We start from the raw sequence: 19,223 nt of genomic DNA, 5'->3' as shown, positions 1-19,223 counted from the left end.
CTACTCCTTTCTTGGCCATGTATTAGCCATGCCGTTTTTCAAAATCGCTCATAAAATCCACCAGCGCCTCTACCGCTGCTTCACTCACGGCGTTGTAAAGGCTGGCCCGCATCCCACCGACGCTACGATGCCCCTTGAGGTTGAGCAGCCCTGCCGCTTCAGCTTCTTCGAGAAACATCGCGTTGAGGGACTCATCCGCCAGTACGAAAGGCACGTTCATGCGCGAACGATTGAGGGGCGCGATGGGGTTGCTGTAGAAGCCGCTGGCATCGATGGCGCCGTAAAGCCTTGACGCCTTACGGTCATTGATGGCCGTCATGGCGTCGAGGCCGCCAATGTCGTTTTTCAGCCAGTCGAATACCAACCCCGCCAGGTACCAGCCATAGGTAGGTGGCGTGTTGTACATCGAGCCATTCTCCGCCATGACCCGGTAATTGAACATGGTCGGCGTCTCGGGCTTGGCTCGGTCGAGCAGATCGTCACGCACGATGACCATTGTCAGCCCCGCCGGGCCGATATTCTTCTGAGCACCGGCATAGATCACCCCAAAACGTGAGACATCGAGGGGCGCTGAAAGAATCGACGAGGACATATCGCAGCATAGAGGAACTTCTTCAGAACGCCCCGGGACGCTCTCGGGAATGTAGTCGAAGGCGAGACCGCCAATGGTCTCGTTGTCGGTGTAGTGCAGATAGGCCGCATCGGCAGAAAGCTGGATATCCTGCGGCCGGGGCACGGCGGTCAGGCCATTGGCTTCGCTGGAGGCCGCTATATGGGCGCCTCCCAAATGCCTGGCCTCGGCAATGGCCTTCTTGCCCCAGATACCGGTATACAGATAGTTCGGCGTACCGCCGTTACCCAGCAGGTTGTAAGGCAGCATGGCAAATTGCGCAGAGGCTCCGCCTTGCAAAAACAGCACCTTGTAGTTATCCGGCACCTGTAGCAGCGCACGAAAGTCCGCTTCGGCAGTTTCGGCAATGGCGACGAACTCCGGGCTGCGATGGCTCATTTCCATTACCGAGAGCCCGCGATCCTGATAATCGAGCAGCTCTTCCCGAGCGCGCTCCAGTACTGGCGTAGGTACGGCGGCCGGGCCGGCACAGAAATTATACGTGCGTGTCATTGTCAGTACGTCTCGGACATGGGACGAAAAAAAGCGACCGCCAAACTAGCGGCGGTCGCAACGCTTCACTCCTGAGAATCTGGCGTGTCCGGTTTATGCGGCCCATCTTTTACTTCACCCTCCGATGAGGCGCTGCCGTCGGCCTGTTCGGCATCTTCGCCTGGCACAGCCTCCGAGGCAGCATCACCATCGGCGACTTCATCGCCGTCCAATACCGCTTCTTCGCCGGGCTCGTCGACCCGCACCGTCTTGACCAGCGACTCATGCTCACCGAGACGGATCAACATGACGCCTTGGGTATTGCGCGAGGTGGTGGACACCTCCGAGACCCGAGTACGCACCAGAGTGCCGCGATCGGTGATCAACATCATCTCGTCGCTGGTCGCCACCTGCATGGCCGCCACCAGCGCGCCATTACGGCTACTGGTCTGCATGGCGATGACGCCCTGGCCGCCACGATTACGCAGCGGAAACTCTTCGAGGCGGGTACGCTTGCCATAGCCCTTCTCGGAGGCAGTCAAGATATAGATCTGATCGTCATTGCCATTGGTCGCCGTGCTTTCCGAAGCCTGCTCATCGTCCAGTTCGACATCCGCCTCGCTGTCGATCTGCGTCGTCTGAGGGATGATCAGACTGATGACTTCCGCGTCTTTTGCCAGGCGCATCCCGCGTACGCCTCGGGCGGTACGCCCCATGGCGCGTACATTGGTTTCCTCAAAACGGATCGCCTTGCCGTTGGAAGACAGCAGCATGGCGTGATCGCTTCCCGATGTGATGGCAGCCCCCACCAGGCGATCGTCTTCTTCCAGGTCGATGGCGATCAGACCGACACTGCGCGGCCGCGAGAACTGATCCAGGGTGGTGCGCTTGACCGTACCCTTGGCGGTAGCAAAGAAGATGAAGCTGTCTTCGCGATACTCCCGCACTGGCAGCATGGCGTTGATCGCTTCATCCTCTTCCAGGGGAAGAAGATTGACCAACGGTTTGCCCCGGGAACCGCGGCTGGCGGCGGGAATCTCGTAGACCTTGAGCCAGTAGACCTTGCCCTTGTTGGAGAACAGCAGCACGGTATCGTGGGTCGAGGCCACCAGCAGATGCTCGATGATATCTTCATCCTTCATGCTGGTCGCGGACTTGCCGCGCCCGCCGCGTCGCTGGGCCTGGTAATCGGTGATGGGCTGGGTCTTGGCATAGCCACTACGGGAAATAGTGACCACCATGTCTTCCTCGTTGATCAGGTCCTCGATGGATAGATCGAGGTGACTAACCTGAATCTCGGTCTTGCGCGCGTCTCCGTACTGATCGCGAATGGCGATCAACTCCTCGCGAATGACCTCGAGCAGACGGTCCGGCGAGGCCAGAATCTCGCTCAGTTCGGCGATTTTCTCGAGTATACCCAGATACTCGTTGAGCAGCTTCTCGGTCTCTAGCCCGGTCAAGCGGTGCAGACGCAGCTCGAGAATCGCCTGGGCTTGAGCCGGTGATAGCCGATATTCATGGCGGTTGTTGGAAAGCCCGAAGCCTTCTTCGAGATCTTCCGGTTTGCAGGACGTGGCTCCGGCACGATCCAGCATGTCCGTGACCTGGCCCGGCTGCCAGGCACGATCGAGCAGACGCTCCTTGGCTTCGGTGGCGCTCGGCGAGGCCTTGATCAGCTCGATCACCTCGTCGATGTTGGAAATGGCGACGGCCAGACCCTCAAGGATGTGGCCTCGCTCACGCGCTTTCCTAAGTTCGTACAACGTGCGGCGGGTAACCACTTCGCGACGATGGCGCACGAAGGCTTCGAGGATCTCCTTGAGATTCAGCGTCCTGGGTTGACCGTTCTCCAGCGCCACCATGTTGATACCGAACACGGTCTGCAGCTGGGTGTGGGCGAACAGATTATTGACCACCACCTCGCCGGATTCGCCACGCTTGACCTCGATCACTACCCGCAGACCGTCCTTGTCGGACTCGTCGCGCAGCTCAGCGATGCCCTCGATGCGCTTTTCCTTGACCAGCTCGGCGATCTTTTCGATCAAGCGCGCCTTGTTGACCTGATAAGGCAACTCGGTGATGACGATGTGGTCGCGCCCGCTCTTCTCGTGGTACTCGATGGTATGCTGGGCACGCACGTAAATGCGCCCGCGACCGGTGCGGTAGGCCTCGAGAATACCCGCCCTGCCGTTGATGATACCCGCGGTGGGAAAGTCCGGGCCGGGAATGTACTCCATCAGGTCGTCGATGGTCAGGGTGTAGTCATCGATCAAGGCCAGGCAGCCGTTGATGACTTCGACCATGTTGTGGGGCGGGATATTGGTCGCCATGCCCACGGCAATGCCGGAGGAGCCATTGACCAGCAGGTTGGGAAGCTTGGCAGGCAGAACATCCGGAATGCGCTCGGTGCCATCGTAGTTGTCGACCCAGTCAACGGTATCCTTTTCGAGATCCGCCAACATCTCATGGGAGAGCCTGGCCATGCGTATCTCGGTGTAACGCATCGCGGCAGCGCTATCGCCATCAATGGAACCGAAGTTGCCCTGACCATCGACCAGCACATAGCGCATCGAAAAGTTCTGAGCCATGCGCACGATGGTGTCATAAACGGCGCTGTCACCATGGGGGTGATACTTACCGATGACATCACCGACGATACGCGCGGATTTCTTGTAGGCTTTGTTCCAGTCGTTGCTCAATTCATGCATGGCAAACAGCACCCGGCGATGCACTGGCTTCAAACCGTCGCGCACGTCCGGCAGTGCGCGACCGATGATTACGCTCATGGCGTAATCAAGGTACGACTGTTTCAGCTCGTCCTCGATATTGACGGGCAGAATTTCTCTGGCGATGTCACCCATGGGTCGTTGAATCCTTTGCACTACAACTAATTAGCGCTGGCGTGAGACAGCAATCGATGAATCGCACCCTGGCCATGTCACCCTGCTCGCCTATCCGAGCCTGCATGGCTGACAAGGCACGATCCAAGGGTCGCCCTAGCGGGCAACACGATGCCGGATTGTACCATTACGCGGCCAATTTAGGCAGCGCGGGATTCATGCTGTCAGCATCTTCAGGCTTAGCATTCCAGTACCAAGGGTTCGAGTACGTTACGCAGCTTGTCTTCGATGCGTATAGAACGCTTGGTACGGGTATCGAGTACCACGAAGGTAAAATCCGCATGCGCGATCAACTTGCCGTCACTCACGCGATTGATCACCTGACGCATGACGGCATTGCGTTGATCAATATGGGAAAGCGACGTTAGAACTTCCAATTCGTCGTGAATGACCGCGGCGCGACGATAGTTGATATTCAAATTGACGGTCACGACCGCCAGGCCTTCATTGAACAGAGCCGCCAGATCGAATTGCTGTTCGAAATAGGCCCAGCGTCCCTCCTCAAGAAACTCCAGATAGCGCGCATTATTGACATGAGCATAGCCATCAAGATGAAAACCGCGTACACGTATGGTGGAACGGACGATACGATGATCCATGCTGCTGATTCCCGTTTAAAAGTTTCCGTTAGTTAAAAAGGCATCCGCTAATATAGCAATACCTGCCAAGCATGCTTTTCTTACTATCCAAGCGTTTGGCTCCCCTGCTCTCGGTAAAACGGTTAACACGGTTACTTTGCCTGCTCTATTCGACACTGGTACCCGCCTAGGCGATTAGCCATAATATGTCTCCTTCTACTCAAGGCGATACCATGTGGTTCAAGCACTTACATCTTTACCGCGTACATGACGCACCTGCACTGAACAATGAAGACCTTGTCTTGGCCCTTGAGGAGCAGGCATTTCGCCCGTTGGGAGGCGTCGAGGCCCGGCGTCTTGGCTGGAGCGCCCCCGCCGGGCGCGCCAGCGAGCAACGCCTGCACGAGATTCAGGGCCACCGCCTGTTGTCGGCCTTGCGCCAGGAACGTCTTCTGCCTGCGTCAGTGGTCAATGAAGAAGTCGGGAGCCGCGCCGCGGATATCGAAACCGCAGAAGGTCGTCCTCTACGGCGCCAGGAAAAGCAGGCGCTGAAAGAACAAGTCTACGAAGAATTCCTGCCCCGTGCTTTTGTGCGCACCCAGCGCTTCGATCTATGGTGGGACACGAAGCGCAATCTCATTGGGGTCAATGCCTCGAGCCGCAAACGTGCCGAGGACATTCTCGATCTACTGCGCGAGACCCTGGGCAGTCTCAAGGTAACACCTTTGGCGACGCGCACTACCCCCATTCGCGCAATGACCGAATGGCTTGGTGATGCATCCAAGCGCCCGGATGGCTTGATTCTGGGCGATCAGGTGGAACTCAAGGCACTCAGCGGCGATGAGAGCGTACTTCGCGGTCGTCAGATGGATCTCGATTGCGAAGAGATACAAACCGCCCTCGAAGCAGGACGGCAAGCCACACGCCTAGCCATTACCGTCAACGACGCCGTGACCATGATACTCAGCGACGATCTGGCATTAAAGTCGTTACGTTTCGCTGATACGCTACTCGACGAGGCGAGTCAGACCGAGGACGATGGCGATCCGGTGCTACGCCTGGAAACCGACTTCACACTAATGACCAAGGTACTGGCAGACGCTATCGAACAACTCATCGACTGGCTAGGAGGCGAAGCCGTCTCCACTGCACCAACACAATGACCCAAAAAGTGACTCAAGATTTATACGAAAATATTCGCCCTTATCACGACGACGAGGTCGTCACGGTATTGGCGCGGTTAGCGCAGGATACAGAATTCCTCGATGCTATCACCCATTATCGCCTTCCTCGCTTGGCAAGGCATGCGCCTTGGCTGGCGCGGGCGCTGGCGGGTATTGCCGTAAAACGGCAGATGCGAGGCGTGGATAGCGTCGGCAAACTCCAGGAACATATTGCCTACTACATGCGGCGCATGCTGGCGACCAGCACCGATGGGTTCGAGGTAACAGGATTGGACAAGCTCGATCCCGATACCGCCTATCTATTCATTGGCAATCATCGTGACATCACTCTCGATCCCGCCTTTGTGAACTATGCGCTGTACCAAGCCGACCGCAATACGGTACGTATCGCCATTGGCGACAACTTATTGCAAAAGCCCTATGTCACCGACCTGATGCGGCTCAACAAGAGCTTTATCGTGCCACGCAGCGCCAAAGGCAAGCGCGCCATGCTTGCCGCCTACCAAGCGCTTTCCGGGTATATTCGGCATTCGATCTGCGTCGACAACCATTCGGTGTGGCTGGCCCAACGCGAGGGGCGTGCCAAGAACGGTATCGACCGTGCTGATCCGGCCATCATCAAGATGCTGACCATGGCTCATCGCCAGCAGCACAAGGAATCAAGCTTTGCCGATGCCATTCGCGAACTGCGCCTGGTGCCGGTGTCGATTAGCTACGAGTACGATCCCTGTGACCTGCAAAAAGCGTGTGAGCTATATGCACTGCACACCGAAGGCCGCTACGAAAAAGTCGAGTTCGAAGACATTCGTTCCATTGTATCCGGCATCACCGGTAACAAGGGTCGCATTCATCTGAACTTCGGCCACATGCTCGATGCGGATTTCGAGACGCCGGACCAGGTTGCCGAGGAGATTACACGCCAGGTACTCAACGGCTACCATCTATTCCCCAGCCACGAACTGGCCCTCGAGGCCAGTGGACTCGCCCCGGATCTGGTCGATTTGAGCGAAGTCAATGACAGCGATCGAGAACGCTTCGCCCGGCGACTCGAAAGCGTTCCCGAACATCTACGGAACTGGTGGTTGGCCCAGTATGCCAATCCGGCGCTCAATCGTGCCGGCCGGCTGCAGGATAGCTGAGCCATGCATATCCGCATCTGACTCCGTTTATCAACGTTCAAAATAGACCCGATTATAGGGTCTTCTGAAGCAATTGAATGGTGCCGCTGGAACGTATGATCGAAGCCATTTTTCGTTTCATACACGAGGGCGCCGCCTGCTTATGCCTGCACCGCCGCAAGGCGCTTCCTTTAATCCATCCCGGCGCCGGTTCCTTCTGGGTGCCGCAGTAGCGACCCTGGCGCTGGGGGGCGGTCATGGCGAGCTAGCCAATGCCGCCATGGATGTGGAACAAATGCGCTCGCTGATGCTCGAGCGACATGGGCATGACGGCGTTTTGGTGATCGAAGCCTGGCTTGGATTGCTACGTGATCTACAAGACCGCAGTACCACCGAGCGACTCAACGGTGTCAACGACTTCTTCAATCATCGGATACGTTGGATCGAGGACATCCAGATCTGGGGGAAAGAAGATTTCTGGGCGACTCCTCTCGAGACTCTCATCAAAGGAGCCGGCGACTGCGAGGATTACGCCATCGCCAAGTATCAGACCCTCAAAACCCTTGGCATCCCCGGCCGACGCCTGCGCATGATCTATGTTCGTGCGCGCATTGGCAGAAGCGACATCATCCAAGCGCACATGGTGTTGGGCTATTACGAATCCCCTACGGACGAACCTCTGGTGCTGGATAACCTGTTGCCGGACATTCTTCCTGCCAGCCAGCGCAGCGATCTCACCCCTGTCTTCAGCTTCAATAGCGACGGTCTCTGGACCGGGGGCGCCCAGGATTCGCTGGCTGATCCCACTCGACGACTATCACGCTGGCGCAATGTGCTGCAACGCATGACCGCGGAGGGAGTGCTATGAACGAAAAAACACGATCCGACATTCAAACCCGACACAACGAGAGAACTCATTGATGTCATTGATCAAGCAATTATGGCTGACCATTCTCGCAGTGTTGCTGATTTCCCTGGGTGGCAGCTTGTTCATCAGCTTGATGACCAGCACGCAGTATTTCGAGCAGGAACTGCGCATCAAGAATGCGGACAACGCCAATGCCCTGGCCCTTTCCCTGAGCCAGCTCGACAAGGATCCGGTGGTAGTGGAGCTACTGATTGCCGCGCAGTTCGATACCGGCCACTACCGCCGTATCGCGCTTGTCACCCCGGATGGAGATACCCAGCTACGACGGGTGGATGACACGCCCGTTGCAGAAGTACCCGGGTGGTTCGTCGAGTGGGTGGACTTCTCCATCCCCCCGGGCCAGGCGGTCATTCAGAACGGTTGGCAGCAATACGCAACGATCATCGTCGAGAGTCATTATGGCTATGCATACCGACTGCTGTGGCAAAGCATGATCGACCTGATGAGCTGGTTTGCCATTGCAGCATTGATCAGCGCCGGACTGGCCTGGTGGATCGTGGGAACGATAAAGCGCCCTTTACGGGCCGTGATCACGCAAGCCAGAGGTATCGGCCAACACGACTTCGCAGTATGTGAAGAGCAGCCTCGCACCCGGGAACTTCGTGAAGTGGTAGCTGCCATGAATCAGCTTTCCGTGACCATGGGCACCTTGTTCGCCCAGGAAAGCCAGACCCTCGATCATCTACGTCGTCAGCTGCAGCAAGACGAGGTTACCGGGGTCATCAAACGCGATATTTTCGTCAAGCGCATCGACATAGTGTTGAACGACGACAGCGCCACCGCCACGGGCCATATCGTGCTTGCGCGCTTGCTCGACCTTGGTGACCTCAACAAGCGGTTAGGTTACAAGGCCACCAACCAGCTGCTGATTCATTTTGTGAGTATGCTCGTCGATATAAGCTCTCATTACGATCACGGTCAGGTAGGACGCTTGAACGGCAGCGATTTTGCCATCCTGCTGCCCGGCTGCGACGACACCCAGACCCTGCAACAGCAACTGGAAACAATGCTGCACGATCAGCTCGAGGAGGCCCAGATCGATATTCTGCTGCCGATATCCCTCATACGCTATAGCCGTGGTGATGACAGGCGAGAGCTGTTCAGCGCACTGGACGGCGCGCTGGCCCTGGCCGAAACACGAGGCGGCAACAACATCGAGGTCGTCAATCGCGATACCCATCAACAGCTCTACAGCACCCATAAGGAGTGGCGTCATGCATTGATCCAGGCCAAGCGACTCGACGGTATTCGACTGGTTCGCCACCCGGTACTCGATCAGCACAGCCGACTGATGCATTACGAAGCCGCAGCACAGCTGAAACTGGAAGGCGAATGGCAAACAGGTGGCATCTTTCTACCCTGGCTGTCTCGCGTCGGATTGAGCTCCGATTTCGACCTGTCCATCGTCGACATCGCCCTCGAAACGATCGTTCAGAAAGGCAAGCCACTGAGCATCGGCCTGTCCCGGGATGTCTTGTTCGACAGCCGTTTCATTGCGGTACTGAGCCAATATCTGAAGAGCCGCCCGGAAGCGAGTAACCAACTGTGGATCGAAATACCGGAGTCCATCGCGGTCAGACACATGGACATCATCCGTCCATTGGCACTCGAACTGCGCTCTTACGGCTGCAAGCTGGGACTGGAGCGCGCAGGGCCCGAGTTCGCCAAACTGCCCGAGCTGCAGAAACTTGGACTGTCCTACATCAAGATCGATACCTGGCTGGTGCGAGACATTCATCTCCAGCAACATACCCAGCCATTCCTGAATGGCATCGTCACCCTTTGTCACTCCATTGGCATGGATGTTATTGGCCAAGGGGTCAGCTGCGATGCCGAACGCGAGTGCTTGTTCGCCTTGGGCTTTGACGGGGTGGCCGGGCCCGGCGTTCGGCATCACCTGGATCTGGTCAGAGATTAAGAAAGAGGCAGAAAATAAAGAGTCTGGAAAATATTTGAAAGCAATCCAGAAATATCTAAAAAGAGCTCGCCCAGCGTTGCCAGGCGAGCTCTTTTAGACTCTGCGTCCGATTACTGATCGATAGCCAGCTGCTGATTGTCGATCAGTGACTTGATGAAATCCGCGGAGCTCTGTTGCGCCATGCCGACTCCTTCAATGAGTATTATCTGATCGGCGCCAGCGCCATTATCGTCCAACTTCCCCATGGAGCTGACAAAAAGCACCGTGTTTCCGCCCTCTTCCTTGGCAGCGATGTAACTGTCGATCGTGTCAACGCTTTCCTCCTGCAACAAATCCGCTAACGCCAGATGATCGCCCTCTCCATCGGTGTAAGAGCTATCGAGCTCATTCAGAGGAAAGTCCTTGATAACGTCCCGGGCGGGCTTATTGATAGAGCCCTGATCGCCGAGTGTCCAGGCAAAGACATCGGCACCAATTCCGCCATAGAGAAGGTCGTCGCCAGCGCCGCCCATGAGCGTATCGTTACCGCCGCCGCCTACGAGAATGTCGTCTCCGTCACCCCCTTCGAGCCGGTCATTGCCACTCTTGGCCCGCCCTTCACCGATCAGGCTCTCGACGTTGTCGCGAATATAGGATGACACCTGTGCGTCACTTGGGGCCTCACCTGCATTGATGGACCAGCGCAGATATTCACTCAGCCCCTGATAGCCCAGGCCGTCATGACTGCCTGCGGCATACACCTCACCGGTATTACCATTGGTCCAGGCCAACTGATCCGTATTGAGCGTATCGCCGAAGAGGATGTCACTGCCTGCACCACCGGCCACCATGTCATCGCCCACCTCGGCCAACTCCTCGAATTGCGAGCTGCCTTCCAGGGCGACTTTCAGATCGTCAGCGTTGTTGACGATATCTACCTGACCGATAGGACCGGATAGAGATCGATAAATAGGAAAGCCAAAGAATGAACTTGAATAGACACGTTCGCTGCCTATTCCGGCAACATTGGAATTGTCAAAGAACTGCAGGTATTTTTCGGTGATATTTGCACCGATGCCAATGGCATTGACCTGGCTAATGGCACTCAATGCTTCGAAGGCATTCATCGATGCGTTCATGACTTCAAAGTTCGTATTACCACCCGGGCCGACAACCTTCCCCTTTGAATCAAAATAATAAGTGGGATCACCATCCGTCAGGAAATAGGCCAGATTCTGAAAGTCGCCTTGCTGTGAAGCACCCTTCTTATTTTGATCATTGAACCAGCTCACCGCTTTTTCGAACGCCGCTTGATAGTTGGTTCCTCCACCCGCGGATAGTTTGTCGATGGCCTTTTCCAGCCGATCGATATTGGTAGTGTCGACACCCTTAATGCTGACCTTGGTGCTTCCACGACTGGAGAAAGCCACCAGCTGAACATTGACCGTACCCTCATGCTCTTCGAGCTGTCCCACCAGGCTCTGCAGCGCTTGCTTGGTCAACGCCATCCGGCTCAAACCGACGGTTCCAGAGACTTGCTGCATGCTTCCCGAAACATCCACGATCAGCGAAATATTGTAGTTCATGGCTGGGTCGATCAGCGTGATCTTGCCGCCCTTGTCACCGACATAGACATCATCACCGCTGCCTAGCATCGCCTCGTTATTGGCATTGTTGCCAAGAGAGAGAATTCCGGGTTCCGCCACCTGATAGTCGATGCCGCTGAGGACACTGAAGGCATTACCCCAGCCATCTTGCCCTATGACCCTCGCCTCGACTTGGCCTGGTCCCAATCGAGCCACTGCGCTGGCAGGAATCTCGACGCTCCAGGTCAGTGCATCCGTCACCTGGGTGGCATAATCGATGCCGCCAATTCTGACGATCACGCTATCACCGGATTGAGCATCACCAGTAACGCCACCCCGAATCGTGATTGGCTGGCGGGCCTCGCCATTGCTCAGAAAATTATCGTCTCCGAACAAGGGCGTGGTGATAAAAATGCTGGCCTCAGGCGGTTCGATGCTATCCGCCGGGGGCTGATAATTGATCAGCGGGGCCGTGGATTCGAGGCTCAAGGTCGCGCTGGCACTACCGCCTTGATCATCGGTAATCGCGTAGTCGAACACATCCTCGACACGAACATCAGTGACGAAATAGTCACCGCCATCATTGCTCGAGTTCGTATTCTTATAGGGCAAGCTTTCGAACGCCAGATACTGGAAATCACCAGCGTCATTTTCGATCCTGACGCGACCGGCATCGTTACTACCCGAGCCGTAGCTGACGGTACTTGCATCGATTGCTCCGGATGCGACCAGCTGCCCCCCGGCATCATAGGCATACCACTTACCCGTTTCGCCACCCTGCTCGCTGTTGAACAACTTCGAGACGCCAAAGGAAGCACTGCGTACCGGACTTCCCAGATCCGCAATCAGAACTTCTCCATTGTCATTGATCTGATCGGGCACGTTACGCCCGTTGCTGCCGCTGACGCCGACCCCATTCGCTGTGGAGGACACCCGCAGTTGAGCATCATCGTCGAGCAGGAAGTTTTCCAGCAGATTCACATTACTCCGGCCGAGGTACTCGTCGCCGGTTTCAAACCCGTAGAGAACCGGGGCACCTAGATTCGAGGCGTAGATATACCCGCCTTGTGAATCGACCTCCAGCGTGCCATAGCGACCGACGACGCTCGCGGTCCCATTTTCTGTAACATCGACACCATCGAGGCGAGTGACACGAAGCGCATCACCGTCAGGATCGCTGTCATTGGTCAGAATCCCTTTGGATTCACTGACCGCCAGAACGCTGCCGAAGGCAACGCTGTTGTCATCGTCAACGGCAACTGGGGCGTCGTTGACCGGCGTGACCGTCAATTGGAGTGTTGCGATATCCTTCAACTTGCCATCGGTGACGGTATAACTGATCGACGGTACCTGACCGTTCCAGTTATCGGCAGGCGTAAATATGTAGTTGCCGTCGCTGCCAATAGTCAACGACCCGATGCCATTGAGACTGGCAGTATCGCCGGCTGCGTAGCGCGTTCCGCCAACGTTGAAGCTGCTTAACGCAAGAGTGTCACCTTCGATATCGCTATCGTTGGCGAGCACGTTACCGCTGATACGCGCATCTTCGATTCCGGTGGCAGTGTCGTTCTGGGCGACAGGGGTATCGTTGACCGCTGTGATATCCAGCTTGAGTGTTGCACTGTCTGTTAGCTCACCATCGGTAACGGTATAAGTAACGATAGGCACTTGGCCGTTCCAGTCAGGGATCGGTGTAAAGCTGTAGCTACCATCGCTCTCGACAACCAGTGTGCCGATATCGTCTAGCTCAGCGGTTTCGCCTGCTTGATAAGAGGTTTCACCCACCGTGAATCCGCTGACGCTCAATGTGGCACTGTCGATATCGCTATCGTTGGTCAGCACGTTGCCCTTGAGCGGATTATCTTCGAATCCCTGGGCTATATTATCGACGGCTTTTGGTGCGTCATTGACTGGCGTAATAGTCAAATCAAGGGTTGCCGTATCGGTTAATTCGCCATCAGTGACGGTGTAGTTGATTGGCGGAGCCTTTCCGTTCCAATCTTCATTGGGGATGAAGGTGTAATTGCCATTACCGTCGAGTAGTAGTGCGCCGACGCCATTGATGTTGGCGACTTCGCCGGCTTGATAAAGAACGCTACCGACCGTGAAATCGCTGACACTCAGCTTGGCACTATCAATATCGCTATCGTTGGTCAGCACGTTGCCTGTCAGCGCGGTATCTTCATCCCCGGTAGCACTATCGTTTTCGGCTACTGGGGCATCGTTGACCGGAACGACCGTCAAGTCGAGTGTGGCGGTACCTGTCAGTTCGCCGTCAGTGACAGTGTAGCTGATAGCGGGTACCTGGCCGTTCCAGTTCTCGGCCGGGGTGAAGATGTAGCTGCCGTCGGTTTGGATGGTTAGCGAACCGATGCCTTCAAGCTCAGCGGTGTCGTCAGCTGCGTATTCAACATCATTGATGCTGAAGTTACTGACGGTGAGCGGGTCGTCTTCTATATCGCTGTCGTTTGCGAGAAGGTTGCCAGTGATCACCGTATCTTCATCACCAATAGCGCTATCCGATTCGGCAACTGGCGCGTCATTGACGGCTGTCAAAGCCAGATTAAGTTCGGCGGTATCCGTCAGCTCGCCATCAGTGACGGTGTAGCTGACTGTGGGCAGCTGACCGTTCCAATTCTCAACCGGCGTGAAGGTATAGCTGCCATCGATTCGAATAGTCAGTGAACCAATGCCTTCCAACTCGGCGGTTTCGCCTACCTGATAGATATTTCCATCAACGGTGAATTCGCTAACCTTAAGCGAATCGCCATCGACGTCGCTATCGTTATCGTTATCGTTATCGAGAACGTTGCCAGTGATCGCGGCGTCCTCGTCACCGATTGCGGTATCGTCCTGAGCGATCGGCGCATCGTTGACGGCTGTTACTTCCAGATTTAGCTCAGCGGTATCTGTCAGCTCTCCATCGGTTACGGTATAGCTGACTGTCGGAACCTGGCCATTCCAGTTTTCGACCGGGGTAAAGGTATAGCTGCCATCGGTTTGAATAGTCAGTGAGCCAATGTCTTCCAACTCGGCAGTCTCGCCCACTTGGTAGGTTATACCATCAACTTCAAAGTTACTGACTTCGAGCGAATCGCCATCAACATCGCTGTCGTTAGCCAACACGTTGCCGGTCAAAGCAGCATCTTCATCACCGGCATCAGTGTCGTTCTGAGCAACCGGCGCGTCGTTGACCGCCGTTACTGTCAGTTTTAAATCGGCAGTATCAACCAGTGCCCCATCGGTGACGGTGTAGCTGACTATCGGAACTTGGCCGCTCCAGTTTTCGACTGGCGTAAAGATGTAGCTGCCGTCGCTTTGGATGGTCAGCGAGCCGATGCCTTCAAGCTCAGCGGTGTCGTCAGGCCGATAATTTGTGCCGTCGATGACGAAGCCATTAACCGTGAGCGAACTGCCATCAACATCACTATCATTATCAAGAACGTTGCCAGTGATAACGATGTCTTCGTCACTGGTGGCAATGTCGTTCTCAGCTATCGGCGCATCATTGACCGCCGATACGGTCAAATTCAGATCGGCGGTATCGGTGAGCTCTCCATCGGTGACGGTGTAGCTAATCGCCGGAACTTGGCCATTCCAATTCTCAACCGGCGTAAAGGTGTAACTGCCGTCGCTGGCAATTACGAGCGAGCCGATGCCTTCCAGCTCAGCTGATTCGCCTACCTGATAGATATTTCCATCAACGGTGAAATCGCTGACAGTGAGCGAATCGCCATCAACATCGCTGTCGTTAGCCAACACGTTGCCGGTCAAAGCGGCATCTTCGTCACCGGTAGCGGTGTCGTCTTGGGCGACCGGCGCATCATTAGCTGCTACCACAGTCAGCTGCAGTTCAGCTGTATTCGCCAGTAATCCGTCCGTAACGGTGTAACTAACTGCCGGAACTTGACCGTTCCAATTCTCGATCGGCGTGAAGATGTAGCTGCCATCGGTTTCGATGATCAGCGAGCCGATACCTTCAAGCTCAGCTGTCTCACTAACTGCATAGTCAATGCTGCCGACAGTAAAACCGCTAACGGTAAGCGGATCGCCATCGACATCGCTGTCGTTAGCCAGCACATTGCCAGTGATCGCGGCATCCTCATCACCGACAGCGCTATCGTTCTGAGCAATCGGCGCATCATTGACTGCTGCCACTTTCAGATTAACTTCGGCGGTGTCATCCAGCTCACCATCAGTGACCGTATAGCTGACCGTCGGTACCTGACCATTCCAGTTCTCAACCGGTGTAAAGGTGTAGCTACCGTCACTTTGAATGATCAGCGAGCCGATATCCTCAAGTTCAGCAGTATCACCCGCTTGATACGTGGCATCACCGATCGTGAATTCGCTGACCTCGAGCAGATCATCATCAACGTCGCTGTCGTTATCGAGAACATTACCAGTCAGAGCGGTATCTTCGTCGCCGGTAGCGCTGTCCGATTCGGCAACCGGTGCGTCATTGACGGCTGTTACTTCTAGATTAAGCTCGGCGGTATCGATTAGCTCTCCGTCAGTAACGATGTAGCTGATCGCGGGTACCTGACCGTTCCAGTTTTCGGCCGGGGTGAAGGTGTAGCGGCCATCGCTCGCGATGATCAGCGAGCCGATGTCTTCAAGCTCAGCAGTCTCGCCGGCCTGATAGGTGATGTCACCAATTGTGAAGTCACTGACCGAGCGCGCACCGCCATCAACATCGCTGTCGTTATCGAGAACGTTACCAGTGATCACCGCGTCTTCATTGCCGGTGGCGGTGTCGTCCTGAGCGACTGGCGCGTCGTTGACCGCCGTCACTTCCAGGTTAAGCTCAGCGGTATCGGTCAACTCGCCATCGGTCACGGTATAGCTGATCGCCGGAACTTGGCCATTCCAATTATCAACCGGCGTGAAGGTGTAGCGGCCATCGCTCGCGATGATCAGCGAGCCGATGTCTTCAAGCTCAGCAGTCTCGCCGGCCTGATAGGTGATGTCACCAATTGTGAAGTCACTGACCGAGCGCGCACCGCCATCAACATCGCTGTCGTTATCGAGAACGTTACCAGTGATCACCGCGTCTTCATTGCCGGTGGCGGTGTCGTCCTGAGCGACTGGCGCGTCGTTGACCGCCGTCACTTCCAGGTTAAGCTCAGCGGTATCGGTCAACTCGCCATCGGTCACGGTATAGCTGATCGCCGGTACCTGACCATTCCAGTTCTCAACCGGCGTAAAGGTGTAGCTGCCGTCTGTTTGGACGATCAGCGAGCCTACGCCTTCAAGCTCGGCAGTATCACCGGCTTGATAGATACTTCCACCAACAGTGAAGTCGCTTACGGTGAGCGAATCGCCGTCAACATCGCTGTCGTTGGTGAGAACGTTACCGCTCAGCGGCGCGTCCTCATCACCAACGGCGCTGTCGTCTTGAGCAACCGGCGCGTCGTTTACTGCGCTGACAGCCAGATTTAGCTCGGCAGTATCCTCGAGCTCTCCATCAGTGGCGGTGTAGCTGACCGTTGGAACCTGGCCGTTCCAATTTTCGACCGGCGTGAAGGTATAGTTGCCATCGCTCGCGATCACCAGCGAGCCGATGCTATCCAACTCAGCAGTATCACCAACTGCATATTCAATGCCGCCGACAGTAAAACCGCTGACGGTGAGCGTATCACCATCAACGTCACTGTCGTTGGCCAATACATTGCCGGTGATAACGGTATCTTCATCGCCTGTAGCAGTGTCGTCCTGAGCAACTGGTGTGTCGTTGACTGCTGTCACAGTCAGCTGTAGCTCGGCGGTATCGGTCAAATTTCCATCGATGACAGTATAGCTGACCGTCGGAACTTGGCCGTTCCAGTTTTCAACCGGGGTGAAGGTGTAGCTGCCGTCGCTGCTAAGAGTTAGCGAACCAATGCCGTCCAATTCTGCAGTTTCGCCGGCCTGATAGGTGATGTCACCAATTGTGAAGTCACTGACCGAGCGCGCACCGCCATCAACATCGCTGTCATTATCGAGAACGTTACCAGTAACCACAGCATCTTCATTGCCGGTAGCGCTATCGCTCTGAGCGACCGGCGCGTCGTTGACCGCCGTCACTGCCAGATTTAGCTCGCCGGTGTCCGTGAGCACACCATCGGTCACGGTATAGCTGATAGCCGGTACCTGACCATTCCAATTCTCAACCGGCGTGAAGATGTAGCTGCCATCGGTTTGAATGGTTAGCGAGCCAATACCGTCGAGCTCGGCAGTCTCACTGGCCTGATAAGTCGTATCACCAATAGTGAAGTCATTGACCGAGCGCGCACCGCCATCAACGTCGCTGTCGTTATCGAGAACGTTACCAGTGATCACCGCGTCTTCATTGCCGGTGGCGGTGTCGTCCTGAGCGACTGGCGCGTCGTTGACCGCCGTCACTTCCAGGTTAAGCTCAGCGGTATCGGTCAACTCGCCATCGGTCACGGTATAGCTGACCGTCGGTGCCTGACCATTCCAGTTCTCAACCGGTGTAAAGGTGTAGCTACCGTCACTTTGAATGATCAGCGAGCCGATATCCTCAAGTTCAGCAGTATCACCCGCTTGATACGTGGCATCACCGATCGTGAATTCGCTGACCTCGAGCAGATCACCATCGACGTCGCTGTCGTTAGCCAACACGTTGCCGGTCAAAGCAGCATCTTCGTCGCCGGTAGCAGTATCGTCCTGAGCAACTGGCGCATCGTTGACTGTGATTACTTCCAGATTTAGCTCGGCGGTATCACTCAGTTCGCCATCAGTAACCGTGTAATTAACTGCTGGCACTTGGCCATTCCAGTTCTCCACCGGCGTAAAGGTATAGCTGCCGTCACTTTCGATAACAAATGAGCCAATGCCTTCAAGCTCAGCGGTGTTGCCCGCTTGGAAAGCAATATCGCCTACGGTGAAATCGCTGACAGTGAGTAAATCATCTTCAACGTCACTGTCATTCGCGAGAACGCTGCCGGTGATAACGGCGTCTTCGTCGCCGGTGACGCTATCATCCTGAGCCACCGGCGCATCATTGACCGCCGTCACAGTCAGATTCAGCTCAGAGGTATCCGTCAGCTCGCCGTCGGTGACGGTGTAGCTAACCGCCGGGACCTGGCCGTTCCAGTTTTCGATCGGCGTGAAGATGTAGTTACCGTCATTTTCGATAACGAGCGAACCGATGTCTTCTAGCTCGACGGTATCTCCAGCGGCATAGTCAACGCCATCAATACTGAATCCGATGAGGCTTAGTGAATTACCATCCTGATCGCTGTCGTTATCCAGGACATTGCCGGTTGGCTGCGTGTCTTCCGGCCCCGACGCGGTATCACCTACCGCGTTTGGCGCCCGATTGGCGACACCGGGAGAATTGTCGTCACCATCACTGTTGGAGCCGTTACCTGATTCAGTGTCATCAATGATTTCCGTATCATCGCTTAGTGCGATGTCGTCATCCGCAATCGTTTGATCGCCAAACGTGTCGACTGCGTCTCCACGAGGTAACTCTCGGGTATCGGCTTGCGTGCCTGTCGCACTGAAGCTCAACGGCTCGAGGCTCTCGTTGATACGTTCAAGGCGAACAAAGGAATGGCTGCCACCCCCGCCATCGCTACCACCGTCGCCAGGGCCGGCAGTGGGCGACGGTAATACATTCAGCAGGTCTTCATCGCTCTGCTCCAGCGTCGTCAGCAGCGCTTCTATGTTGTCGTTCAGATCAACGGCGTCCTGCGCTTCGTCGAGGCTCATCCCCTCTTGCAGAAAGAGGGTTTCGTCCGGGCCTACCATCAAAGAGCTTGCATCGGTAAATTCGAGCCGGACGCTGCCGCTGTCGGAGGTCTGCACCTCCTCGCCTTCGAGTAGTGCATCGCCGGCTCTGAGCACGCGCAGATTGCCATCGGCGCTCCGCGCCCAAACCTGCCCGATAACGGAAAGTACGGTTGCAATAGGTGTTGCCATG

Annotated in this window: 8 protein-coding genes; 4 read left to right on the top strand and 4 right to left on the bottom strand. The window is 55.8% G+C overall.

Annotated features, from left to right (window positions below; genetic code table 11):
* Positions 1 to 22: 22 nt before the first annotated feature.
* From serC to H7850_RS03710, 3 genes are all read right to left on the bottom strand, one after another.
* On the bottom strand, positions 23 to 1,123 hold the full coding sequence (serC, locus tag H7850_RS03720) for a 3-phosphoserine/phosphohydroxythreonine transaminase (RefSeq protein ID WP_227368036.1): 1,101 nt from the start codon (positions 1,121 to 1,123) through the stop codon (positions 23 to 25).
* Between the two features lie 65 nt (positions 1,124 to 1,188).
* On the bottom strand, positions 1,189 to 3,963 hold the full coding sequence (gyrA, locus tag H7850_RS03715) for a DNA gyrase subunit A (protein ID WP_227368035.1): 2,775 nt from the start codon (positions 3,961 to 3,963) through the stop codon (positions 1,189 to 1,191).
* 218 nt (positions 3,964 to 4,181) lie between these two features.
* A complete protein-coding gene (locus H7850_RS03710) occupies positions 4,182 to 4,601 on the bottom strand; it encodes an acyl-CoA thioesterase (protein ID WP_227368034.1) in 420 nt (139 codons plus the stop codon).
* Between the two features lie 212 nt (positions 4,602 to 4,813).
* Between H7850_RS03710 and H7850_RS03705 the strand changes: the two genes are divergently transcribed.
* The 4 genes from H7850_RS03705 (at position 4,814) to H7850_RS03690 (ending at position 9,728) form a co-directional block, all read left to right on the top strand.
* Positions 4,814 to 5,743 carry a recombination-associated protein RdgC gene (locus H7850_RS03705; RefSeq protein WP_227368033.1) on the top strand — a complete coding sequence of 310 codons (930 nt, stop codon included), beginning with the start codon at positions 4,814 to 4,816 and terminating at the stop codon, positions 5,741 to 5,743.
* Complete coding sequence (locus tag H7850_RS03700; RefSeq protein WP_227368032.1) at positions 5,740 to 6,903, top strand: 1-acyl-sn-glycerol-3-phosphate acyltransferase; 1,164 nt, start codon at positions 5,740 to 5,742, stop codon at positions 6,901 to 6,903. The genes H7850_RS03705 and H7850_RS03700 overlap by 4 nt, the downstream gene beginning before the upstream one ends.
* A 142-nt stretch (positions 6,904 to 7,045) precedes the next feature.
* Positions 7,046 to 7,750, top strand: a complete 705-nt coding sequence (locus H7850_RS03695) for a transglutaminase-like cysteine peptidase (protein WP_227368031.1) — start codon at positions 7,046 to 7,048, stop codon at positions 7,748 to 7,750.
* A gap of 52 nt (positions 7,751 to 7,802) precedes the next feature.
* Complete coding sequence (locus tag H7850_RS03690; RefSeq protein WP_227368030.1) at positions 7,803 to 9,728, top strand: LapD/MoxY N-terminal periplasmic domain-containing protein; 1,926 nt, start codon at positions 7,803 to 7,805, stop codon at positions 9,726 to 9,728.
* A 110-nt stretch (positions 9,729 to 9,838) separates the two neighbouring features.
* Here H7850_RS03690 and H7850_RS03685 read toward each other — a convergent pair whose 3' ends face one another.
* A complete protein-coding gene (locus H7850_RS03685) occupies positions 9,839 to 19,222 on the bottom strand; it encodes a retention module-containing protein (RefSeq protein ID WP_227368029.1) in 9,384 nt (3,127 codons plus the stop codon).
* Between the last annotated feature and the right edge of the window lies 1 nt (position 19,223).

Source organism: Halomonas sp. M20, from assembly GCF_020622265.1.
Lineage (GTDB): Bacteria > Pseudomonadota > Gammaproteobacteria > Pseudomonadales > Halomonadaceae > Modicisalibacter.
This window is presented reverse-complemented; position numbering and strand designations above follow the sequence as displayed.

Coding starts and splice junctions, on each gene's coding strand:
- H7850_RS03710 (WP_227368034.1), bottom strand. CDS start 4,601: ATGGATCATCGTATCGTCCGTTCCACCATACGTGTACGCGGTTTTCAT.
- H7850_RS03700 (WP_227368032.1), top strand. CDS start 5,740: ATGACCCAAAAAGTGACTCAAGATTTATACGAAAATATTCGCCCTTAT.
- gyrA (WP_227368035.1), bottom strand. CDS start 3,963: ATGGGTGACATCGCCAGAGAAATTCTGCCCGTCAATATCGAGGACGAG.
- H7850_RS03695 (WP_227368031.1), top strand. CDS start 7,046: ATGCCTGCACCGCCGCAAGGCGCTTCCTTTAATCCATCCCGGCGCCGG.
- H7850_RS03705 (WP_227368033.1), top strand. CDS start 4,814: ATGTGGTTCAAGCACTTACATCTTTACCGCGTACATGACGCACCTGCA.
- H7850_RS03690 (WP_227368030.1), top strand. CDS start 7,803: ATGTCATTGATCAAGCAATTATGGCTGACCATTCTCGCAGTGTTGCTG.
- H7850_RS03685 (WP_227368029.1), bottom strand. CDS start 19,222: ATGGCAACACCTATTGCAACCGTACTTTCCGTTATCGGGCAGGTTTGG.
- serC (WP_227368036.1), bottom strand. CDS start 1,123: ATGACACGCACGTATAATTTCTGTGCCGGCCCGGCCGCCGTACCTACG.